This is a genomic window from Streptococcus salivarius (assembly GCF_002094975.1).
Classification (GTDB): Bacteria; Bacillota; Bacilli; order Lactobacillales; family Streptococcaceae; genus Streptococcus; species Streptococcus salivarius_D.
Genome location: NZ_CP015283.1, coordinates 1626605 through 1650336, shown reverse-complemented (window position 1 = coordinate 1650336; position 23732 = coordinate 1626605). Strand labels below are relative to the sequence as shown.

General features: G+C 41.8%; 20 protein-coding genes and 2 pseudogenes. 6 read left to right on the top strand and 16 right to left on the bottom strand.

Going from position 1 to position 23732, the window contains the following annotated elements; genetic code table 11:
* Positions 1-4: 4 nt before the first annotated feature.
* The 8 genes and pseudogenes from nt5e to V471_RS07695 all read right to left on the bottom strand — a co-directional run bounded on the left by nt5e (position 5) and on the right by V471_RS07695 (position 8950).
* Positions 5-2251 (bottom strand): cell surface ecto-5'-nucleotidase Nt5e, encoded by a 2247-nt coding sequence (nt5e, locus tag V471_RS07730; RefSeq protein WP_084871367.1) that lies wholly within the window; start codon positions 2249-2251, stop codon positions 5-7.
* Positions 2252-2361: 110 nt separating this feature from the next.
* Complete coding sequence (locus V471_RS07725; RefSeq protein WP_049553697.1) at positions 2362-3015, bottom strand: amino acid ABC transporter permease; 654 nt, start codon at positions 3013-3015, stop codon at positions 2362-2364.
* Positions 3016-3073: 58 nt separating this feature from the next.
* Complete coding sequence (locus V471_RS07720) at positions 3074-3922, bottom strand: transporter substrate-binding domain-containing protein (RefSeq protein WP_049553698.1); 849 nt, start codon at positions 3920-3922, stop codon at positions 3074-3076.
* A gap of 104 nt (positions 3923-4026) precedes the next feature.
* A pseudogene (locus V471_RS07715) lies at positions 4027-5479 on the bottom strand (amidase).
* An 83-nt stretch (positions 5480-5562) separates the two neighbouring features.
* Entirely contained in the window at positions 5563-6192 is a 630-nt protein-coding gene (pyrE, locus tag V471_RS07710) for an orotate phosphoribosyltransferase (RefSeq protein ID WP_084871366.1), read from the bottom strand.
* Between the two features lie 87 nt (positions 6193-6279).
* Positions 6280-6975 (bottom strand): orotidine-5'-phosphate decarboxylase, encoded by a 696-nt coding sequence (pyrF, locus tag V471_RS07705; protein WP_045772141.1) that lies wholly within the window; start codon positions 6973-6975, stop codon positions 6280-6282.
* A gap of 235 nt (positions 6976-7210) precedes the next feature.
* Complete coding sequence (locus V471_RS07700; RefSeq protein WP_014633111.1) at positions 7211-8167, bottom strand: dihydroorotate dehydrogenase; 957 nt, start codon at positions 8165-8167, stop codon at positions 7211-7213.
* A 9-nt stretch (positions 8168-8176) separates the two neighbouring features.
* Positions 8177-8950 (bottom strand): dihydroorotate dehydrogenase electron transfer subunit, encoded by a 774-nt coding sequence (locus tag V471_RS07695; protein WP_014633110.1) that lies wholly within the window; start codon positions 8948-8950, stop codon positions 8177-8179.
* Between V471_RS07695 and V471_RS07690 the strand changes: the two genes are divergently transcribed.
* Entirely contained in the window at positions 8949-9164 is a 216-nt protein-coding gene (locus tag V471_RS07690; protein ID WP_038676059.1) for a hypothetical protein, read from the top strand. The genes V471_RS07695 and V471_RS07690 overlap by 2 nt on opposite strands.
* 126 nt (positions 9165-9290) lie before the next feature.
* Here the strand turns inward: V471_RS07690 and V471_RS07685 are convergent, their stop codons facing one another.
* Together V471_RS07685 and V471_RS07680 are read right to left on the bottom strand one after the other, a co-directional pair.
* Complete coding sequence (locus V471_RS07685; RefSeq protein WP_014633108.1) at positions 9291-9839, bottom strand: DJ-1 family glyoxalase III; 549 nt, start codon at positions 9837-9839, stop codon at positions 9291-9293.
* A gap of 133 nt (positions 9840-9972) precedes the next feature.
* Positions 9973-10773 (bottom strand): TraX family protein, encoded by an 801-nt coding sequence (locus V471_RS07680; RefSeq protein ID WP_045001719.1) that lies wholly within the window; start codon positions 10771-10773, stop codon positions 9973-9975.
* A gap of 676 nt (positions 10774-11449) precedes the next feature.
* Between V471_RS07680 and V471_RS07675 the strand changes: the two genes are divergently transcribed.
* The 3 genes from V471_RS07675 (at position 11450) to V471_RS07665 (ending at position 16218) form a co-directional block, all read left to right on the top strand.
* The gene (locus tag V471_RS07675) at positions 11450-13108 is read left to right on the top strand and encodes an Rqc2 family fibronectin-binding protein (RefSeq protein WP_084871365.1); all 1659 of its coding nucleotides are present in this window, start codon (positions 11450-11452) and stop codon (positions 13106-13108) included.
* Between the two features lie 174 nt (positions 13109-13282).
* Entirely contained in the window at positions 13283-14827 is a 1545-nt protein-coding gene (locus V471_RS07670; RefSeq protein WP_084871364.1) for a hypothetical protein, read from the top strand.
* A gap of 50 nt (positions 14828-14877) precedes the next feature.
* Entirely contained in the window at positions 14878-16218 is a 1341-nt protein-coding gene (locus V471_RS07665; protein ID WP_084871363.1) for an MATE family efflux transporter, read from the top strand.
* Positions 16219-16263: 45 nt separating this feature from the next.
* Here the strand turns inward: V471_RS07665 and V471_RS07660 are convergent, their stop codons facing one another.
* Entirely contained in the window at positions 16264-17232 is a 969-nt protein-coding gene (locus V471_RS07660) for an ABC transporter substrate-binding protein (protein WP_084871362.1), read from the bottom strand.
* 128 nt (positions 17233-17360) lie between these two features.
* Between V471_RS07660 and V471_RS07655 the strand changes: the two genes are divergently transcribed.
* Positions 17361-18302 carry a VWA domain-containing protein gene (locus V471_RS07655; RefSeq protein WP_231910692.1) on the top strand — a complete coding sequence of 314 codons (942 nt, stop codon included), beginning with the start codon at positions 17361-17363 and terminating at the stop codon, positions 18300-18302.
* A 176-nt stretch (positions 18303-18478) separates the two neighbouring features.
* Complete coding sequence (locus V471_RS07650) at positions 18479-19114, top strand: HAD hydrolase-like protein (RefSeq protein WP_084871361.1); 636 nt, start codon at positions 18479-18481, stop codon at positions 19112-19114.
* 60 nt (positions 19115-19174) lie between these two features.
* Here V471_RS07650 and V471_RS07645 read toward each other — a convergent pair whose 3' ends face one another.
* The 5 genes and pseudogenes from V471_RS07645 to V471_RS07625 form a co-directional block, all read right to left on the bottom strand.
* Positions 19175-19939 (bottom strand): nucleoside phosphorylase, encoded by a 765-nt coding sequence (locus V471_RS07645; protein ID WP_084871360.1) that lies wholly within the window; start codon positions 19937-19939, stop codon positions 19175-19177.
* A gap of 315 nt (positions 19940-20254) precedes the next feature.
* The gene (locus V471_RS07640; protein WP_084871359.1) at positions 20255-22477 is read right to left on the bottom strand and encodes a heavy metal translocating P-type ATPase; all 2223 of its coding nucleotides are present in this window, start codon (positions 22475-22477) and stop codon (positions 20255-20257) included.
* 10 nt (positions 22478-22487) lie between these two features.
* Positions 22488-22859 carry a cupredoxin domain-containing protein gene (locus tag V471_RS07635; RefSeq protein ID WP_070595497.1) on the bottom strand — a complete coding sequence of 124 codons (372 nt, stop codon included), beginning with the start codon at positions 22857-22859 and terminating at the stop codon, positions 22488-22490.
* An 18-nt stretch (positions 22860-22877) separates the two neighbouring features.
* On the bottom strand, positions 22878-23273 hold the full coding sequence (locus V471_RS07630; protein WP_003013309.1) for a CopY/TcrY family copper transport repressor: 396 nt from the start codon (positions 23271-23273) through the stop codon (positions 22878-22880).
* 163 nt (positions 23274-23436) lie between these two features.
* Positions 23437-23730: pseudogene (locus V471_RS07625) on the bottom strand (IS30 family transposase); the annotation flags it as partial.
* Positions 23731-23732: the final 2 nt, after the last annotated feature.

The following is a 23732-nucleotide window of genomic DNA, read 5'->3' as shown; positions in this document are numbered from 1 at the left end:
CTTCTTAGTTTTTCTCTTTGCCTTTGTGTTTACCACTAAGTCCAAAGAGAGTGAGCAACATACCAAGTCCGAGGAGACCTGCGTGTGAGCCCTTGTCACCTGTTGTAGGAAGGATTTCAGTTTGGGCAGAAGCTTCTGTCACTTTTTCAGTTTCTTTAAGTGCTTCGCTTCTTGTTGAAATGAAGAATACTTTTCCATTAGGCGTTGTCACTACTTTAGACACCACTGGTTTGCTAGTTTCTAAATCTTTAGTAATAGTTGATGGAGTGACTGGTTTCAATGGATTAAGTGTAGGGTCTGCTACATTTTCTTTTTTGTTCAAGGCAGCAAAATCAGCACTTGAAATTGAAATGGTACGTGAGTTTGGATTGATAACGGCATACTTAGAAAGGTCTGCACGTGTCAAGTAATCAGCAAAGACTGTGTCCATTGAAGGACCTTCTTCACGAGGACCACCTAGCATAGTGAAGCCATCACCACCAGCAGCCAAGAAGTCGTTGGTTACAAGATAGTAAGTTTCGTTAGTGTTAAGTGGTTTATAGACACCAGTTTCTGGGTCCAAAATGTCAATTGACAAGATACGTTTTTCAGCTGGAAGAGTTGTGTCATAGTAAACACGAGCTCCTGAGACTTGAAGGAAACCACCAGATGGTTCAAGAAGAGGTTGGCCATTTTCGTCCAGAACAGTTTTACCACTTTCGTCAACTTGGAGAATAGAACCAAGAGATTTGACAAACATATCATGGATATTTTGACCTGTTACTTGAATTTGAGCAACTGAGTTACCAAATGGAAGAACGGCAATGATATCACCTTTAGTGATTGGTTTGTCTTTGGCGATTGTTTCACGAAGACCACCACCATTTGTCACGGCAAGGTTAGACTTGTGTGTGAAGGCTGATTGTCCGTAATCTAAGAGAGCATCGGCGACCACATTACCAAGGTTAGTTTCGCGAACACGAACGTCCATACGGTCACCGCTAAGTTTAACTGGGCTATTTTCAATAACGACTTTTGAGGAACCCGCCTTGTACTTAGTTTGGATATCATCAATCATAGCTTTAACTGTTGGGTTAACTTGATAATTTTTCTTAGCTTCGTCGTGTGAGATCACACCATGTGACAAGACACGGTCAGAATTATAAACGACGCGGCCAACATTGTTAAGGTAGCTACCAGTTTGGTTGTAAGTAACGTTATCGCCGTATGTCGCTGTGTGAAGAGTGTGTGAGTGACCATCAAGGACAAGAACACGTTTTCCTTTCAAAGGTGCATAATTTGAAAGAGCTTCTGCCAAAGTTGATCCACGCCATTCAACTGGAGTTGTTGTATCAATCCCCAAGTGACTAAGGACAACATAAGTCTTGTATTCCTTACCTTCGGCACGGGCATTTGATTCCACTTGGTCAACAACAGCCTTAACTTCAGTAATAGGATCAGTGAAAGAGACACCAGGGATATTACGTGGGTGTGTCTTAGTAGCTGTCTCAGGTGTAGTGACACCAATAACGACTACTTCATCTCCATCAACACCAGGTGTTTTGTCAACGATTGTAGATGGTTGGAAAAGACGGACGCCATCTACATATACGTTAGATGTGATGATTGGGAAATTGATTTGTTTGCTCAAACGACGCAATTGGTCGAGACCAAAGTCAAATTCATGGTTACCCACTGTCATGGCATCAAAACCAACAGCATTCATGACGCTTGCCATGTCTTCACCCTTAGAACTGTTTGAAATCGGAAGACCTTGGAATGAGTCCCCAGAGTCAAAGACAAGAGTTGTTCCTTTTGAACGAGAATCATTTACGATACCAGACAAAAGAGCATCACCAATAACCCCGTTACGATCATCTTCAACCATACGACCATGAACATCGTTGGTGTGAAGGACAGTTACAGTGTCGTTGCTGGCACTTGTGCTAGCATTTGTCACGACTTCTGTTGTAGGAGTTGCTGCTACAGTTGCAGTTTCACTTGCTGTAGCAGCGGGTGTTTCGCTTGTTTCAGCTGTTGAAGCAGTAACAACTGATGTTGAACTAGCTACTGGTGCTGCAGACTCGCTAGATGCAGTTGTTGCTACAGTAGATGTCGCATTGGTAGTTGCCTCTGTAGCTACTACTTCAGTGCTTGGTGCTGTTATAGTTGCATGAGTTTCTACCTCGTCAGCATGGACAGCATTGGCCAAGATGGCAGTTGAGACAAGTAGGGTTGATACGGTCGTTGCAACGACTGTTTTCTTCTTCATTCCAAAATACCTTTCTGATTTTTAAATCGTTTTTATTATACCACATTTATAAGATTAGAATTAAATAAATTTCAACATTTTATTAGATATTCAAACAATTTTTTCAAAAATCAATAGGTAGCTAAACGTTTTTCAAGATAACCTTGAAGCAGTTCAAGAGTAAAGCTCAAAGTCCAGTAAATAAGGGCGATTAGGATATACATGGACATGTAGTCATACTCACGCCCACCGATAATCTTAGCGTTTTGGAAAATGTCAGGCACTGTAATCATAGCCGCCAACGAGGAACTCTTTACCATGTCGATAATGACATTACCAAGTGGTGCTACTGCTATACGCATGGCCTGAGGTAAGATAATCCGACGGATAATAGACTTCTGCGGAAGACCAAGAGAGCGAGCGGCTTCCCACTGCCCCTTATCTACGGCAGCTATGGATGAACGAAAAATCTCTGCCATATAAGCAGCACTAACACATAAGAAACCAATAAAGGCACAAAGAAGGGCGGGCAGCTGAACACCAACGTAAGGCAGACCAAAGTAAAGAATGAAGAGCACGACCAACATAGGGACGCCACGCATGATGGAAATATAAACACGGGCAGGATACTTCAACCAAGGTTTTTGCGACATCCGCATAAAGGCAAGGATGATGGCAAATACATTCCCCACCATAAAGCTTAAAAGGGAGATCCCCAATGTATAGGGCAAACCTGATAGAACATAGGGAATGCTTTTTAGAATCAGTGAAAAATCAATAATCATAAGTCTATCTTTCTAAACATTTCTTTAGCAAATAAGCGATCCAATTGGATCGCTCATATTATTCAACATCAGAGATATCAATCTCAGTGTAGTCAACTTTGGTTTTCTTTGTAACGTCTTGACCAGCAAAGAACTTCTCTGAAATCTTGGTAAGGGTACCATCTTTCTTCATGTCTTTGATAGCTTTATTAACTTTTTCTTGAAGGGTTTTATTCTTCAATGAGAAAGTAAAGCTTGTTGAGTAAGGGTTACTGTAGATGCCGTCGTTGATCTTAACAGGGTACTTATCTTTGATAGCAGCTACTGCCATCTTTTGCAAGTAGTAATCGTTGACGATAACGTCTGTACGACCATTTACCAAGTCTTGCATATAAACGTCATTGGTAACATTGTCATATACGACGAGTTCAGCACCCATTTTTTTGGCAATCTTCATGTACTTGGTACTTGCAGCACCGGCTGCTTTCTTGCCTTTGAGGTCCTTCCATGAAGAAATTCCTGAATTATCTGATTCACGAACTACCATAGAAGTGAATGAATACTTGTATGGTTCAGAGCGCAAGAATTTTTTAACGTTCTTGTTGTCATCTTCGAGTGAGTAGTTAGCGATATCGACTTGACCACTATTTACAGCAGTAAGCATGCCATCCACGCCCATCTCCGTGAAGTCAATTTTCAACTTAAGACGTTTTCCAACTTCTTTGAGAATCTCAACGTCATAACCAGTCAGATTATTCTTATCATCGTGGTAGGTTTGTGGGTAAAGTGTTCCAGCAGTCGCAACCTTGATGCTCCCACGTTTCTCAATCTTTTCCCAGTTCTTCTCACCTGTACTCTGTGACGAGCAGGCAACCAAAAAGACCGCAGCCAAAATTAGGCTAAATACGGCGAAAAATCTCTTTTTCATCTATGTGTGTCTCCTTAAAAAATGAAGTTAAGTTAAAAACTTATAATCTTAGCCTACACTATTTGAAAGGGTTTCACAAAATATTGAACTGCAAATGAGAATGTCTAGCTAAAAACCGAACATTCTTCCATCTGTTGGGTCAAGTGTAAGAGGAGGTCCTCTCTTCCCTTGGCAGCTGTCAGTTGAACACCGAGTGAGAGACCCCTGCTCGTCCCGATAGACAGGTAAAGAAATTGATGGTTGTCCCGTCAGATTAGCTTGTTGCGTGAAAGGTGTCCAATCTAAGCTATCCGCAAACATTTCCCAAATAAGTTCCTGTTGCTTTGGCCAGTCAAAATCAGCCATATGTTTGAGTTGATTTTGTAAGTTTTCAGAGAGGGCAAACTGTCCATGCTTAGGTGCTACCTCCGCAACTGTAGGTGTTAGAAGAATATCGTAAGTCTCATGAAGATTCGCCATCTGATGGCTATACTGATCCCACTGGGCTAGAATTTTAGAGTAAATTTTAGCGGGAATCTTTTGCCCAGATTGGAAAATAGCCCAGGTCATCAACTCCATATCTTCAAGAGTCATCTGACGTCCTAAACCAGCCTTTATGGAATCAAACATGGCAGCCGTCTCGACACTATTCATAATGTAGTAAGACTGCATGGCTTCAATCCCATTCAAGGGCTGATTACTGATTTCATGCACATGATGTCCTAGACTTTCCAAGGCTCTAGCAGCCAATTTTGTCGCCGCAATAGCAGATTCTGACACCTTACCACCAATAGGAGAGACAGTCGACAAAGCAATCTTCAAAGGTCTAACTGCTTCTTCTAAAGACACTTTGCTAAGCTTCGGTAGAATAAAGGGACTTTCCATTTGACAAGTCTGCATGTGATAGAGCAAGCGTTTTGTATCTCGTAAAGTCTTAGTCAAGGCAAACTGGACAGAGGCTCCCTGCCAGCCACGAAAAGAACTAGGACCGACTGGAATTCGTCCTCTTGTGGGCTTAAGACCAATTAGGCCGTTAAAGGAAGCTGGAATACGGATAGAGCCTCCTCCATCACTAGCTGGGGCCAAGGAAGAAATGCCAGAACTCACAAGAGCTACCGCACCACCACTTGACCCGCCAGCATTTCGCGTCACATCGTCAGGCAAATTAACAGGACCATGAATCTGAGCATCACTGATATTTTTGAAGCCAAACTCAGGAGTGCTAGAACGCCCTAAAATAATAAAGCCCAGTTCCTCAAGTTTCTTAACATAATTATCCGTTTCCGCGGCACGATAACTTGTAAATAGTCGCGAACCTGCAGTTGACGGCTCACCAGCTTGCTCCTGCCCCAAATCCTTTAGGAAAATTGGAACTCCAGCAAAAGGCCTTTCTGAAAAGTCTCTAGTTTCTGCTTCTTTCAATGCTTTCTCGTAGCGTTGACTGACGATAGCATTGATTTTAGGATTCGTCCTCTCTGCTTCACGAATGCTAGCCTCCACTAGTTCTTGGGGACTGACCGTCTTATTTTGCACAGCTTCAGCCATTGCCGTTGCATCTGACCACTCATTAATTGTCATCTTATACTCTCCCTGCTTATCTTTTCCTAAATTATACTAAAAAAAGCGAAACGCCTAAAACGTTCCGCCTTAAATCTTGATAATTAGTCTTGCCAAGTTTCTTGATTTTCTTTGAATTTCTTCAAAAGTTGAAGTCCATCTACTGTAATGTAGCCTTGAACTTTAGCAACCTTGATCAACTCAGTGTAGTTTGAAAGAGTAACCAATTTCACACCAGCATCTGCAAAGTTTTTCTCAGCTTTTGGCAATTCGTAAGTGAAGATAGCCACAACACCGATAACATCAGCCCCTTCACGCTCTGCAGCTGCTACAGCATCAAGTACTGAACCACCAGTCGAAATCAAGTCTTCAACAACAACCATTTTTTCGCCTTTAACCACACGACCTTCGATTTGGTTACCTGCACCGTGATCTTTTGGTTTGCTACGAATGTAGGCAAATGGAAGGTTCATCTTGTCAGCGATAATCGCACCGTGAGGAATACCAGCAGTTGCAGTACCTGCAATCACTTCTACTTCAGGGAATTCTTCCTTAATCTTTTCCACAAAACCATTTTCGATAAGTGTACGAGTTTCTGGATAAGACAAAGTAATACGGTTGTCTGTGTAGATTGGTGATTTGATTCCTGATGCCCATGTAAATGGTTCTTCGGGTTTAAGGTAAACAGCCTTGATATCAAGCAAGTCAGATGCGATTTGTGATGCTAATGTCATAATTATTATCCTCCGTAAAGCGTTTTCTACTCTTTATTATAACCTAATTCAATCTATTTTCCTATGAAATAAGGTCTTTTTGAAAATTTATTGACCGTTCCATTGGGCCTTGATGTCGTGATAAGCAGCTACTGGATCGTCAGCTTGTGTAATTGGACGACCTACAACAATGTAATCTGAACCAATTTGACGGGCATCGGCAGGTGTCATGACACGTTTTTGGTCACCAACTGCTGCTCCTGCTGGACGGATACCAGGTGTCAAACAAACGAAATCTTTATTTGTTGCTTCTTTGATTTTCGCTACTTCGTGTGCTGAGCAGACAACACCATCAAGACCTGCTTCAGCAGTCTTCTTTGCATAATGAACCACTGATTCTTGAAGTGTGGTTTGGATATTTTGAAAATCACGCATCTGCTCTTCAGAGGTAGAGGTCAACTGTGTTACAGCAATCAAGATTGGACCATCTCCCAAGCCTTCACGCGCAGCCTTCATCATTTCCACACCACCAGCCGCATGCACATTAGTCATATCAACGCCAAGGTTAGACAAGACACGCATAGCTGATTTCACAGTATTTGGAATATCGTGAAGCTTAAGGTCAAGGAAAACACTATGGCCAAGCTCTTTAACGTAGCGCACAATCTCAGGCCCAGCTGCATAGTAAAGTTCCATACCAATCTTCACATAGAGCTTTTCACCAGCGGGAAACTTAGCAAGGAAAGCCTTCACATCCTCAAAAGTAGGGAAATCAAGGGCAATAACAGGACGATTTTCTCTCATTTCTTATATCCTTTCACACAAAAAACCTCCGCCAGTCAGCGAAGGTTGCACGAAAATAGGGCAGTCCCTACCCTTTAGTGATGCCGTAGCATCTCAGTACACCTTTCTCGCCTCTCTGGACTCGATTAAAGGTTCAGTTCAATTTGTTCTATTATAGCGCTTTTATAAGGGAATGTCAAAGGGAGATGAAAGTAATTATTCCTTTGTTGAACTCCTTAACAATGCTATTTTTATTCTATTTCCCCAACAAGTCTGTTCGAACTTCCTCACGTAAGTCTTCAAGTGTTGTGATGCCGTACTTGTCCATGACTTCAGGGAGTCGGTCGATGATTTTAGGGCAGGCATATGGATCTGCGAAGTTGGCTGTTCCGACACCGATGGCTGAGGCACCAGCGATGAACATTTCGATAGCCGCTTCGGCACTGTCAACGCCACCCATACCGATGATTGGAAGGTCTGAAGCTAGAGCAACTTGGCGGATAAGTTTAAGGGCTACTGGAAATACGGCTGGCCCCGACATGCCACCTTGACCGTTGGCAATGATAGGTTTGCGAGTAGCCAAGTCATAGCGTGTTCCGACCAAGGTGTTAATCATGGTGAAACCAGTCGCACCGGCATCTTCGACTGCCTTGGCGACACTTGTGATATCAGCCACGCTCGGTGTCAGTTTGACATAGACGGGCACATCAGAGTGAGAGACGCTGGCTTTTACTGCCGCATAGGCAAGCTCTGGAACTTGTCCAATGAGAAGGCCGTTATTACCATGGTCTACGTTTGGACAGGAAATATTGAGCTCGATAGCCTTGACGTTGCTAGCTTTGGAAATCTTGTGAGAAACTTCCGCATATTCTTCGTTTGAAAATCCAGCCACATTGGCAATGATTGGAAGCTCTGGATAATGCTCTTGCAACCAAGGGAGTTTTTCAGACAAGACAGCATCAACACCTGGATTTTGCAAGCCAATGGCATTAAGCATGCCTGATGGTGTCTCAGCCACACGGGGTGTTGGATTCCCAAAACGAGGGTTGGCGGTCGTAGCCTTAATCATGATAGAACCTAGTTTGTCCAAATCATAATACTTGGCATACTCTTGACCAAAACCAAAGCAACCTGAGGCGGGGATAATAGGATTTTTCAAGTCGAGCCCTGGAAGGCTAATAGCTAAACGATTTTCTGATTTAATCTCTGACATGGTAACCTCCTAGACGATGACTTTTCCAGTAGGGAAGACTGGCCCTTCTTTGCAAACACGAAGATTTTTGGCGTCCGACTCTCCTTTAACGTGAACCACACAGGCATAGCAAGCTCCCATACCACAAGCCATACGAGCTTCCATAGAAACATAGGCATGAGGATGATTTTCAAACTTGCTATCGACATATTTAAGCATGCCCGGAGCTCCGCAACTGTATACGGCATCTGGTGTCCAGTCGAAACCATCAATAACTGTTGAAACGTAACCCTTGATACCATATGAACCGTCATCGGTCGTCACATAGACATCTCCACAAGCTCTGAGCTTGTCCTCCAAGATGACGGCATCCTTATTGGCAAAACCAATCACCGATACAACTTCCACACCTTTAGCCTTCAACTGCTTAGCTGTCTCAACCAAAGGCGGCACACCGATACCACCACCAACTAGGAGGGCTTTCTGCCCAGCCTCAATGACGGAAATATCAAAACCATTTCCCTGAGGGCCCATGGTATCGATGGCTTGCCCAGCTACCATCTTAGACAGAATAGCTGTTCCCTCGCGTTCCACTCGATAGACAATGGTTGCCTCTTTCTTGTCGTAGTCAATCTCTGAAATGGAAATCGGACGACGAAGGAGCTTACTTGGGTCTGGTACCTTGAGATGAACGAACTGTCCAACCTGCATATCCGCAACCATCTCTCCCTTAAGCACCATCTCGAAAATACGAGGTGCAATCTCACGCTGACTCACAATGGTTAAATCTTCAACTAATATCATGACAACCCTTTCTAAACTGCAAAATGTCATCAAAAAAACCTCGCCACATGGCAAGGTCGCACAAAAAATCACAGGAGAACCCTGTTTTTTCACCTGTCCGACCTTTCAAGCCTCTCTGGACTCATTTAAAGGTTATTTTGTGATTATTATAACCGTTTTCAAGACGGATGTCAAAGGAGAAAAGAAAAAACCAAAGCTTAAAAAACTAAGCTAAGGTCTCTCCAGCCTATAACTAGGCCCTCTGTTTGATACGTTCTCAATCATCTCATAGAGTAACATAAATTGTCAATATTCCTAACAATAGGTGTTAAGAATATTGGATAACAGTCTTAAAATAAGATTATTGGAACAATCTGTCGTAAACCATAGTATGAGCCAACTGTTGACCATCGCCACCCAACAAATCAACCAAGGCGTAGGCAAAGGCTAGGGCTGTTCCGGCACCACGGCTAGTGACAATATTGCCATCAACAACCACCAAGTCAGTTTGATGCTCGCCAGATGCAATTTGGTCCTCAACACCTGGGAAACATGTGAATTTACGCCCTTCGAGCAAGCCAGCACGTTCGAGAACAATTGGTGCTGCACAAATGGCAACAACATATTTTCCAGCTTTTGCAGCCTCTTGAAGAGAGGCAATCAAGTCCTGATTGTCGCGTAGATTAGTTGAGCCAGGCATACCTCCAGGAAGAACCACCAAGTCGTAATCCGCAAAATTACCATCAAATACACCATCCATAGCGACTTGAATCCCATGTGAGCCAGTTACTGACGCACTTTCAAGTCCTAGCATGTTACAGTCAAATCCTGCTCGGCGGAAGACATCCACTGGGCTCAAGGCCTCGATTTCTTCAAAACCTTCCGCAAATACTACTGCTACTTTTGTCATGATATACCTCCAATTGACTTATCACAAGATTCTATTACGCCTTAAATTATAGCAGTTTTAGAAGCAGGAAACAAACCATAAAAATGGCTCTTGAGCATGAAAAAAAGACAGCACAAGGACTGTCTTTGTCATCTTATCTAAACAAACTTGCTAGGATCCACAAGAGATAAATATGAGCTGGGTAGAAAATATAGAAGAAATTCTTGTTACCACTACCACGCTTACCATTATAAAAATACATAGGAATCGCAGCAAAAATCATCATCCATTGCACACCCGTCGGATCAAAGAGATGGGCAATCACTGAAATAACAGCTAAGACAATGATTTGAGCCATGCGATTGGTACGGAAAATATAGAATAGTAAACCAAGAATAACCATCACAAAGCCACCCTCAACCATGATAACACTTGGTACCAGAGACAAGAGAAAAGCCACACTATGAGCCACAAATGGATTTCCGTTAGGCGTTTCAAAAATCCCCCCTAGTACAGCAACTGGAATTGCTGAAAGGATTGGCAAGAGAAAGACACCCATCCCCTGAATCAATTCCCTATAAGACTTGTCACGAAGTCCCTTAAACAACAAATCCCAAGAGTAAATAAAAATCCCGGTGATAAAGAAGGTTGAAAAGGCATTGTTGGTTAAACCGATACTACCATTATGAAAAATACTACCAATGATGGCGTTGCCAATGATCATAAACCAACTCATGTAAAGCAGACGCCTGAGAAAAGCCATACGATCGTGTGTGTAGTGAAAACTATCAGCAGCAAGAAAGAGGAAAATTGGGAAAGACAGACGTCCCAACATCGTCAACCATATAGGTGCCCCCATACTCCCGAACATCTGATAGATTTGGTCCAAAAACATAAGTGCAACAGCCAGGTATTTCAAATTAGTCGCATTGCATATCTTTTTAATATCGTTCATTTAATGCTCCTTTAATTTTCAGCATATTAAATGATACCACAAGTCAGATATAAATTCAAAGGTATTCATGATAATCTAAGACATAACTTTTAACTGTTTTAGCGTAACAATTTTTGTAATAAAGAATGGTCCATAATAATAACAAACTCAATTCCGACTACCCATCCAAAGCATTTTTACTCTCTTTGTGCTATAATAGTTAGGCAATATTTACGTTCATAACGTATGCAAATTATTTAAAAATAACTAACAAAGTTCATAAACTCTTCAAGTTTTTGAAATAACTTTTTTGCGAGCAGAGCGAGCAATTAACCGAGACTTTCCGCCGTGTTAAAAGCGCCTGAAACTAAAAGGTTTCAGGCGCTCGGAATTTTTGAGAGTAAAACAGTTCGGGGAACTGTTTTAGCCTGAGCCTAAAAATGAAAAAGCGAAGGGGCTCAAAAACAATTGAACACGGGCTGCGGATTGTGTCAAAAAGACAAGTTCTCCTAGAATCTAAAGATTCTGCGTCAAACTTTCTTTTTTGACTATATCCGCAGACGCCCTTTGTATCTTTATTAGTCATGGAACTTTGTAAAAGTTCGCTGACGTCCGCCAACACCTAAGGAAAGTCTCACAGAAAATTTTATTTTAAAAATAAAGCAATTATTATCAATAACAAGAAAGGAAGTACACCATGTCTTTTGACGGCTTTTTTCTTCATCATATGACCACTGAGCTACGTGAGCAGGTGCTTTACGGGCGTATCCAGAAAGTTAATCAGCCTTTTGAACGTGAGTTGGTCCTAACCATTCGTAACAATCGTCAGAATTACAAGCTTCTGCTTTCGGCTCACCCTGTCTTTGGGCGTATTCAGACGACCAAGGCTGAATTGCCAAATCCACAGAATCCAAATACCTATACCATGATTATGCGGAAATACCTTCAGGGAGCGGTTATCGAGGATATCCAGCAGGTAGAAAATGATCGTGTTCTTGAGATTTCCGTATCAAACAAAAACGAAATCGGTGACAGCGTCAAGGTTACTCTGGTCATGGAAATTATGGGGAAACACTCCAATATTATCCTGATTGACAAAAACGAGAGCAAAATCATCGAGTCTATTAAGCATGTTGGTTTCTCACAAAATAGTTACCGTACTATTCTGCCTGGGTCTACCTATATCGCTCCACCTAAGACAGACGCCAAGAATCCATTTGACATTCCAGATGAAAAGCTCTTTGAATTCCTACAAACCGAGGATTTGTCAGCTAGAAACCTTCAAAAACTTTTCCAAGGTTTGGGGCGTGACACGGCCAATGAATTGTCAGCCTTACTTGAGACTGATAAACTCAAGAATTTCCGTGTCTTCTTCAATCGTCAAGTAAAGCCAAACTTAACGGCTAAGGCATTTTCAGCTGTAAGATTCTCAGATAGTCAGGACCAACCTGAGTTTGAAACCTTGTCAGCCCTTTTGGACTACTACTACTTGGACAAGGCGGCGCGTGACCGTGTGGCTCAACAGGCTAGTGATTTGATCCATCGTGTGCAAAATGAACTGGAAAAAAACAAGAAAAAGCTTGTTAAACAGGAAAAAGAGCTTGCAGCGACTGAAAATGCTGAGGAGTTCCGTCAAAAAGGTGAACTTTTGACCACCTACCTTAGAATGGTTCCAAATGACAAGGATAGTGTCGAGCTAGACAACTACTACACTGGCGAAAAGATTACCATTCCTCTAAATGTTGCTCTAACGCCTAACCAAAATGCTCAGCGTTACTTCAAGAAATACCAGAAACTCAAGGAGGCTGTTAAGCACTTGACTGGTTTGATTGAGGAAACCAAGCAGACTATTGACTATTTGGAAAGTGTGGAGTTCAGTCTTTCTCAAGCCAACATGGATGAAATCGAGGATATTCGTGAGGAGCTTGTTCAGGCTGGCTTTATGAAGCGTCGTTCAACTGACAAGCGCCACAAACGTAAGAAACCTGAGCAATATCTGGCTTCTGATGGTAAGACCATTATCATGGTTGGTCGTAACAACCTGCAAAATGAGGAGTTGACCTTCAAGATGGCTAAAAAGGGTGAGCTCTGGTTCCATGCCAAGGATATTCCAGGGAGTCACGTGGTTATCAAGGATAATCTTAACCCAACAGATGAGGTCAAGACTGATGCGGCTGAATTGGCAGCCTACTACTCTAAGGCCCGTCTGTCGAACTTGGTTCAAGTCGATATGATTGATGTTAAGAAACTCAACAAACCAACAGCCGGTAAGCCTGGATTTGTAACTTATACGGGACAAAAGACCTTACGTGTCACACCGACTGAAGAAAAAATTGATAGTATGCGGATGAAGTAATCTGCTTTATAAAATCAAACTCTCTTGTTTTAGAAACGAGAGAGTTTTTCTATGTCTTCATTAGAGCAATTTCTTTCGTTGATGAATGAGATTTTCTTCTTGATTTCATTACATTTTTCCGACGACTGTGCTAAACTATAAGGGTAATTACCTATATTAAAGGAGACTTTCAGCATGAAGGCTCTTATGTCATATACGAGTTCTTTTTTAGAATGGTTAGGGCGCTATGTGGGGCTCTTAGTCTTCGGGCTATTATTTGTGACTGCTTTGTTCATTCGCACGACCATGATGACGGGGTACTTTGAGTGGGCAGAGATTAGTAGCGTTCCTTGGTACGTTTATGTTTCAGGTGGGGTCATCCTGCTTTTGACCCTTCTCTGGCCTAAGATCTTAAAGGAACTGACAACAAAGCAGATTTTCATCTTTTTTTCCGTTTGCTTTGTGAGTTTTGGCCTACTGTTGATTTTTCTGACCAGTTTTGCTGGTCGAGACGATGCAGGTACTGTCTTTAAAGGGGCGGTCCAGTTTAATGCTGGTGACTTCTCCCTAATAAAACCAGGAGCCTACTTCTACCGCTATCCGCATCAGTTGGGATTGCTTAGTTTTGAACGCTTGGTTCTCTATCTGATTCCTTTACCAGTCATCTCAGTTTTCTATGTATTGAATCTTGGCATGGTCATTGGTATGAACTATGCTACTTGGAAAATCACGGATGAACTGTTTTCGAGGCCTTTAGTTAGTCGTTTGGCTGTCATCATGAGCTTTGGTTTCTTGCCCTTAGTCTTTAACATTATGTTTGCCTATGGACTTATGTATGGGTTGTTCTTTTCTAGTTTTGCTATTCTCTTTTTTCTACGTTACTTAAGACGTGGTAAGGCTAGGAATGCGATTCTTTCGGTGGCCATGCTATCTTTGGCCTACTGGGTAAGGAGCAATAACATCATTCTCATCATTGCGCTATCTGGTATTCTAATACTCTTAACACTTAGAGAAAAACGGTATCGCTATTTACTTTTAGTTTTGGCTTTCTTTGCCTTTCCTTTGACCTTGCATAAGGCGACGACCAGTTACTACGAGATTACCACTCATCAAAAAATTCCTGGAACACCTCAGATTGCTTGGCTGGCCATGGGCTTACAGGACAAACCCGATTCTAAACGAATGCCAGGATGGTATACCGGCTATGTCCGTGACATTTACGCCAAGAAAAAAGGCAATATCGAAAAGATTGAAAAAAGTGCCAATCACCTTTTTGATAAGCGTGTTCAATATCTCCTAGCACATCCCGATGAGGCCAGTTGGTTCTTCAGTACCAAGTTTATCAGTTCTTGGACAGAGGGAAGCTTCCAGTCCATCTGGAATGGGCCAAGTAAAGACAAGTTTCAACCTTTGTGGAATAGGTTTGCGACTTCCATCTATCACGACGGGACCTTGCATCTCTTTTTCGTGACCTATATGCAAGGCTATCTCCTAGTCCTATATCTTGGTGGTGTGTTCTACTACGCTTTCACTTATAAACGAATGGGAGATGGAGCAACACTAGGCCTCTATGCCTTCCTCTATCTCTTTGGTGGCATCCTCTTTCACCTCATTTCAGAGACTAAGAGTCAGTACACCCTACCTTATATTTACTTACACATTCCAATGATTGCGGCGGGCTACAACCATATGACACAAATGCTTAGCCGCTATCTAAAAAATAGGCGAAAGTCATCCTAGGATGGCTTTTTGTCATTGTTTCACAATTACAATCTTGTTATAATAGTTCTATGAAAAATTCGTCGGTTGATCTTTTACGAGGCCCTATTTTGCGGTCTCTTTTAATCTTTGCCCTACCAATTCTGATATCTAATATTTTCCAGCAACTCTACAATACTGCTGATGTCATGATTGTGGGTCGCTTTCTAGGTCCAGATGCCTTGGCTGCTGTAGGAGCTTCTTCTGCTATTTTTGATTTGGTTATCGGCTTTGCTCTTGGCGTTGGAAATGGTATGGGCGTTGTTATCGCACGTTACTATGGTGCTCAAGACTACAGGAAACTTCGTCAGTCTGTGGCGGCCACCGTTGTGATTGGTTTAGGCTTAAGTGCCTTGGTTATGATTCTAGGACATTTTGGTCTTTATCCTTTGCTGACTTTTTTAGGAACCCCTAATTCTATTATTGGGCAATCTTACCAGTATATTTCTATGATTGTCTCCTGTGTTGGGGTAACTTTGGGTTATAATCTGTGTGCAGGACTTCTCAGAGCGGTTGGGGATAGTCTTACCGCCCTCTATTTTCTGATTTTTTCAGCACTAGTCAATATCGTTTTAGACCTTTTCTTTATTACACAACTTCATCTTGGTGTTCAATCAGCAGGCTTAGCGACAATTATCTCACAGGGACTTTCAGCTATCCTCTGTCTGTACTATATTAAGAAAAAAGTGACCTTCCTTCTACCAAGCAAGTCAGACTTTGTTCTTGATTCAAGTCTTTATTTGGACCTCTTTGGACAAGGAATGGCCATGGGACTCATGAATTCCATTGTTTCTATTGGGACTGTAACCTTACAGTATGCCATTAACGGCTTTGGCCCTCTCATCATTAGCGCTCAAGTGGCGGCAAGACGGATTATGTCCTTCGCCGTTCTCCCTTTGACTTCACTTGCTGCTGGGGTGACGACCTTCACCTCTCAGAACTTCGGGGCCAAACAGTTTAAACGCATAGTAGCTGGGTTAAAGCAATCTTGTCTTGTTTCTATAACTTGGTCTGTCATTGCTTGTGTCCTCCTCTATGTAGCTAGCCCCTTCTTAGCTGGTTTTATCTCTGGTTCAAATAATGCTGTGATTATTGATAATGCTAGTCGCTACCTCCGTATCAGTTCTCTCTTTTATCCTATTTTAGGAATGCTCTTCATCTTTAGAAATAGCCTGCAAGGTCTTGGTAAGAAACTGACACCTTTAACCTCAAGTTTTATTGAGCTTTTTGGAAAAATTCTCTTTGTTCTTTTGGTCATTCCTTCTATGCGCTACCTTGGCGTTATCCTATGCGAGCCCTTGATTTGGATTCCCATGACCATTCAGCTCTATTTTGCCTTGAGAAAACATATTAAACGTTTGTTTGTCAGTTAAACTTACTTTGAACATAGAAAAACGACCCTACCGGTCGTTTTTAGTTTAATTTAATCCCCATTCATCAGAAATCTGTTTCATAATAGCTTCTTGGGAGACAATCCCAAAGCCCAGCATGTAGGTTGAGTAGTCAGCATAGATGACCTTGTTATTTTGAACAGCCTTTAAGCTAGTCCAGACAGGGGTATTCTTAAGTTTATTATCTAGGAGTTCTTGAGAATCTGCTTGAACAATCAGGAGATCCGGATTAATGTCTTTTAGTTTATCTGGATCGATAACTTGTAACATATCATCTGGATTGAAGGTTTCCGCTCGATTGAAATGATAAGTATCATAGAGATAACAAAAATGCCCGTAAGCATAATAACGGATGTCATTGTCAGTCACGCGCAGATACATCAGTTTCTGGTTGCCAAACTTGGCTTTGACATTCTCCGCGAAAACGGCCTCCCTAGCATCCAATCTATCGAGATCCTTCTTCATCTCATCACGTTTATCAAAGATTTCTGCCGCCTTAAGAGAGGTTTCATGATAGTCCCAATTTTCATCGGTGTTGATTTGGTAGCCAACAGTCGGTGCAATTTCAGACAGCTCATCATAGAGGTCTTCCTGCTCGCCTGTCATAAGGATTAAATCAGGTTTTAACTCAGCAATCTTATCCAAATCTGGATTACCCTGCCAACCAACTGAAACCACTTTGGCATCCTTGTATTGTTTCTTAAAGAGGGTTGAAAATTCTTGACTGTCAGCTTGACCAGTTGTCGCACCTACTGGAGTGATATCTAGAGGATCCAAGATTTCACCATAGAGGTTGTCGAGGATAACGATACGTTTTGGAGCTTTTTTCAACTCTGTCGTACCAAAATCATGGACAATCGTCTTCTCCTTAAAAGTCTGACTTGTTTTATTTGACTCTGCATTATGTCCAGCGGTCATGTCTGGCAAGTAATACAGTAAAAGACCAGAAATGATGGCCAGAATAGCTAATAAATAAAGAAGATTTATTTTTTTCATGGCAACTCCTCGATAAGATCGGATTAAATCGTTACTTTAAAGTTATCTTAAAACTTCTTTAATGTCAATCTATGACTAAGATTTTTGGGAAGGAATTGAGTGTTTTTGATTCCTAAGATGTATTATATGTGGCAACAACGACTGAAACGGTCAATAAAACGACTGTTGTCGAGGTTGTTAAAGAGGCTGATGTGGTGAATCGCCAAGAAGTCAAGGGAACTACTGACATCGTCTTTATTGTCGATAAATCTGGTTCAATGGACAGCCATATCACTGACGTAGCTAATAACATTGAAAAATTTGTGCGTGATTTGGAATCTAAAAATGTGCAAGCACGTCTTGGTTTGGTTGACTATGAATCAAGCAAAAACACAACTTACCATGATTTCGGAGGTTCTAAATTCACCACGGATACGAACGCTTTTGTTGGTAAATTAAAAGCCATCCGTACTACTGGCTCAGACGAGGAAGCAACAACAGCATTATCACATATTGCAATTTCACCTGATTATACTTGGGGAACTGGTAAGAACAATCGTCGCTTCGCCTTCTTGGTCACTGACGAAGATATCGACCTTACTCCAAAAAAGCCAACTAAAGATGCTACACTAAAAGCCCTTCAAGATGCTGGGATTTCTTTGACCGTAGTTGGTAAGAAATATGATGAAAAAGACTTTGACCCATTGGTAAAAGGTACCAATGGTCTCTACCTCGATATCGATAAAGATTTCGCCGATCTTTTGAACAAGCAATTCTCAAACTACGTGATTGAAACTGTTCAAGAAGGACGTGTTTATCGTATTCAAACGGATACTTATGAAGTGATTGCTACGACTCACTTGGTTACTAAAGCAACTAACCAGCCTGAAACGGTGCAACTAGCAACACCAACTGTTCCAGGAAATGTATACTACGTTGAGGGTACGGTCTACGAGGCACCAACGCCATTGCAACCAACACATAAAGAACTCCCAGAAACAGGTTCTAGCCAATCTGCTGCTCTAGTTTCACTTGGTCTTATCAATGCGGCACTCGGCCTAGGCATGGCAGTCAAACCAAAACGTAACTAACACCTCATTTACGTTAAAAACTTAATTATTGCACCCCGTGATTCACACCCCAAAAGCTTAATTTTGAGGTGTTTTTGGATTGGTAGGATTATATTTTATACGCCTAGCTATTTTAATCTGATTATTTCCCACCTATCATGTTATAATAAACCAACGATACTATATTGGAGAATTCTATGTCACTCACACACATTTTTTTCGACCTTGATGGTACTCTCGTTGATAGTTCTGAGGGAATCCACAATGGTTTTGTTCAAACTTTTGAAAGACTAGGCCTTCCTGTTCCTAGTGATCAGAAAATTCGTACCTTTATGGGACCACCTCTCGAGGTAACCTTTAAAGAAGAGGTTAGTGAAGAAGGTGCTGCCAAAGCTGTCAAGATTTATCGTGACTATTATGAGACCAAAGGACAATTGGAAGCTCACCTCTATGATGGCATTAAGGAAGTTCTTGAACAACTTAGTAAAGACCCTAACAAGAAAATCTTTATCACAACTTCAAAAAATGAACCTATTGCCCTAGAAATGTGCCAACACCTTGGGATTACTGAATATTTTGAAGGTATTTATGGATCTACCCCTGCTGCTTTTCATAAGGCTGATGTTTTGCAGCGTGCCATTACTGAAAATCAAGCGCCTAAAGACCAGTCCGTCATTGTTGGTGATACCAAGTTTGATTTGATTGGTGGAAAAACAGTTGGCATCAAAACAATAGCGGTGACCTGGGGATTCGGGGCTAACGAAACCCTATTAGCAGAAAATCCAGATTTTGTAACTGAGACTCCCCAAGAACTTTGGGATATTTTGAAATAATAAGTGATACATGAAAAGAGCATGACTAGACAATCATGCTTTTTTTCTATTGAATCTAGATTACATCTGAACAATGATATCCAGACAAAGCTCCAAAGCCTTATCAAAAGCCTCTGAGCCCCAAGCTCTTTGATCGTAATTGTCAATATCTGCAAGGGAATCTGCCGTAAAGAGTAGCAATCCCCAAATAGCTCCTCGAAGTTGAGCAACTGCTGCAAGTGCAGAACATTCCATCTCTACAACACTACAGCCCTCTTCAATGCGATAGGAAACCTTATCTGGTGTTTCTCTATAAAAACCATCTGTCGACCATGTCATGACCTCTTCATAGGGGATTTTCTTTTGTTTTAAAGTTTTCTCAATAGCTTCCAGAGCTTGTTTATTCATGTCTATATAGCGGGATGGAGCTACATAGTGGTAACTCGCTCCTTCATCCCTCAACGCTCTAGTAGGAATCAAAAAAACATTTTCCTTCATGTTTACCAAAACGCCACAAGTTCCAGTTGAAATGATTTGTTTTACGCCATAACCAATTAACCAATCAAGAAATTGTGCAGCTGCAGCTGATCCAACTGGAGCTTGAGCCAAGCAAATCTCCTCCCCATTGTAAGTCATAACAAATATAGGATAAGTTTTGGTGGCAGAGACAAACTCTCCAACTTTTTCAGCGCCAACAGCATTCGCATAGCGTTCGATTTCTTCCTCTAAAAAGGCGTAGACGCACCTAGCCGGCAAGTCCAAATCTAAATCCTCATGGGTCGGCATAATCACAGCCTGAGGATTATCATCAAACTCTAAAATTGGAATTTCATGTTTGTGTATCATCTGTTGCCTCCTAAGTTTTAAGAATTATTATATCAAAAATTCAAACTGATTATATGATTTCATAAAATCTATTAGCTTATAATCAAGAAAAATAGATGATTAAATCATAACACCTAAAAAAAGACATGAATCTGTTTTAGTCAGAAACATGTCCTTTTTGTGTTCTATTCAAGAAAGATTATTTCAATCATCTTTTATTGTCCCACGAAAACTTCTGATGTTAAGAATCTATTCACGATACTCTGATGACTGTAGAAGAAGACAAAAAAATGGTACAGAATATTAAATGAATTCTGTACCATTTTTTTATTGAGTCTAATCAATTTTCGCAACATTGAGAAGCAGCGAGCTAGTCAAAACAGACAAAGAACTAAGGGCCATAGCAAGACCTGCTAGTTCTGGATTGAGGGTCAATCCCAGTCCTACAAAGACTCCAGCAGCAATTGGAATCCCAAGAATATTGTAGATAGAGGCCCAGAAGAGATTGAGTAAGATCCTGCGGAAGGTCTTTTGACTCATGTCAAAGGCGCGCACAACGCCAAGCAAATCATTTTGTGTGAGCACGATGCCACCGGACTCGATCGCAATATCCGTTCCAGATCCCATAGCAATCCCCACATCCGCGATAGAGAGAGCTGGAGCATCATTGATCCCATCTCCAACAAAGGCGACCTTGCTAGCTTCTTGCAGTTTTTGGATGGCACTAGCTTTTTCTTGAGGAAGGACATCAGCAATGACGGTGTCAATTCCCACTTGCTTAGCAATAGCTTGGGCCACCCGTTCATTATCCCCCGTTAACATGACCGTTTTCAAGCCCCGTTCTTTGAGCTTTTTGATCGCTTCTTTTGAGCTGGCCTTCGGAGCATCTTGAATGGCAATCAAGCCAATCACTTGCCCATCCACAGACAAACTGATCACTGTTTTGGCCTGCTCTTGCAACTCTACCATCCGTTTTTCAAGCTCCGGATCCATCGCTGTCCCGTCATGAAGTTTGCCATTTCCCAAGGTCACCAACTGCTGGTCGATCTGACCTTGGACCCCTTTTCCTTCAATCGCTTGGAAGTTTTCCACAGGGGATAATACCAAACCTTTTTCTTCTGCTTGGGATAACACCGCTTGGGCTAGTGGATGTTCTGAAAAAGTTTCAAGACTAGCAGCCAGTGTCAAGACACGCGCTTCATCTCCTACAACATCGGTTACAAGTGGTTGGCCAATGGTAATAGTCCCTGTCTTATCAAACACAACGGTTTGAATCTTTTGCACTTCTTGAAGAACTGTTCCATTTTTAATCAGAACCCCCATCTTGGCACTACGGCCGGTTCCGACCATCAGGGCTGTTGGGGTTGCTAAACCAAGGGCACAAGGACAGGCAATAATGAGGACAGAGACTGCATAGAGCATGGCCTCTTGAAGCGACGCGCCCAGAAGCACGGACCAAACCCAGAAAGTCGCAATGGCCAAAATCGTCACCACTGGAACAAAGATACCTGAAATCTTATCCGTCAAATCTTGAATAGGAGCACGACTGGATTGGGCCATTTTGACAAAGTCCACAATTTGAGATAAGAGGGTCTCACTACCGACTTTTTCAGCCTTAAAGAGAATGGTCCCATTGCTGTTGATAGTGGAGCCGATAACTGCATCACCAACTGATTTTTCCACAGGCAAGCTTTCACCTGTCACCATCGACTCATCAATGGTCGTACTTCCTTCTACAATCGTCCCATCAACCGCAATCTTTTCCCCAGGACGGACCCGAATCAAGTCATTAATTTGGATATCTTCTGCCGCCACCTCGATATAGTTCCCATCACGGAGAACTTGAGCCGTTTTTGCCTGCAAATCCAACAACTTTTCCACAGCCTCGGAGGCATTGTTACGCATCCGTTCTTCAAAGATTTGCCCTAAAAGGATAAAGAAGATGATAAAACCCGCAGCCTCAAAGTATACTGGCTGACCAGTAAAAAGGGCAAATACACTATAGACATAGGCTACCAGGGTTCCAAGAGCTACCAAGGTATCCATATTGGAATGGTGCTTCTTAAATGAGGCCCAGGCACTCTTGATAAAAGGTACTCCTGCTACCAACATGATCGGCGTTGTCGCTAGAAAAGTCCCCCAGCGACTGACTGAATGGGATACAAATCCTGCCCACATCCCGATCATCAAGATCAATAAAGGAAGGGTAAAGATACTAGTAATCCAAAAGCGACCCCGTAAACTTAAGACACGACGGCGTTTTTCCACAACCGAGTAGGAACCCTTTTGCATCTTCATTCCACATGAAAACTCGAAGTCCCCTGTTTCTGTCGGGGTAAAGGATATCACCTTATCCACACCGACTTCCAAAGGCTCTAAAATCCCCTGATCTTCAAATAAAATTTCCTTGTAACAACCGGAAGGATTGACCCGATGGAAGGTGATTTCAGCAGGGATCCCTTTTTGAAGTTGAAATTCCTTTGGACTATAGCCTTTTTCTGCTGTAATACGGATCTTTTGCACTCCGTTTTCCACAACTGCTTTTTGTTTTTCTACCATACCTACTCCTTTATTCCACAATCATGTGACCATGCATCATGTTCATTCCACATGAATACCCATATTCGCCCGCTTTTTCTGGCGTAATTTCAATGACATGTTTTTCACCTAAAGGCAAATCTTCATGAACGCCAAAATCTGGAAAGATCACTTGAGCCAGACATGAAGATGGATCCTTGCGATTAAAGATGATCCGGGCTGGAACATTCTTTTTCAGGACAATGGTTTCAGGTGAATAGCCCCCCATGACTTCGACTTCAATTTCTTGATAACCTGATTTCTGACGAGCGTGGCCGCTTACCTTTTCATGCTCTGCAAAGAACCACCAAGCAATAAAAGCAACCCCAAGTAAACAAACAATACTAATTAACAATCCAAACATTAAAATTCCTTCTTTCTATTACATACAATTGCAAGGGACTGTTTCGACAGCCTCTGCTTTCTTTTCTTCCAGGACCTGCTGGAGCTGATTAAGATCTGCAAGCGTAAAGTCACTCTCCTGAATCAAGTTTTCAAGCACCTGGACAATTCTTTTTGAGCAAACCTTGTCTTTCACATCCTCAACCACCAAGTCTAAACCCTGGTCCTGCTTCAACAAAGCCGAGTAGACAAAGGCTTTGCCAGATTTTTCTCTGGTCAGACAGCCTTTCTCCACCAAGCGCGTCAAGAGGGTCTTGATGGTCGACTTCGACCAGTCAAAGCGCTCGGACAAGACGGCGATCAAATCCGTGCTGGTCTGCTTGCCTTCCATCCAGATAATCTTCATGATGCGCCATTCCGCATTGGAAATTTGCATGGCTTCTCCTTTCTAAATCTACATTTGTAAATCTTATGATGCTATTTTACACCTAAGATTTACATTTGTCAACAAAAAGTTTTAAAAAAAATAAATCTTCCTTTGAAGATTTGTCTAGTTGGGCTTTTTTCGCTCCCTATTTTTATCTCCCTAAATTGTCAAATTAAGTTAGATTTTTCATGTAACTCAGAAAAACTTGGTATGGTGTTTGATAATTCAAAGACTTCCTAGGAAGTCTATTTCTTTTATCAGCTGTAGCTGATAAATAATTTTGAGAAATATTCGTAAAATCCATTTGTTTAGGTAGTCCATTTCGTCTTAATAAGCCATTAGAATGTTCATTGAGACCTCGTTGCTCAGGACATCCTGGATCCGCAAAGAAAATATCAATGTCATGTACATTCGAAATAGATTTCCAATTAGAAAATTCTTTTCCGCAATCAAAAGTGATCGACTTAA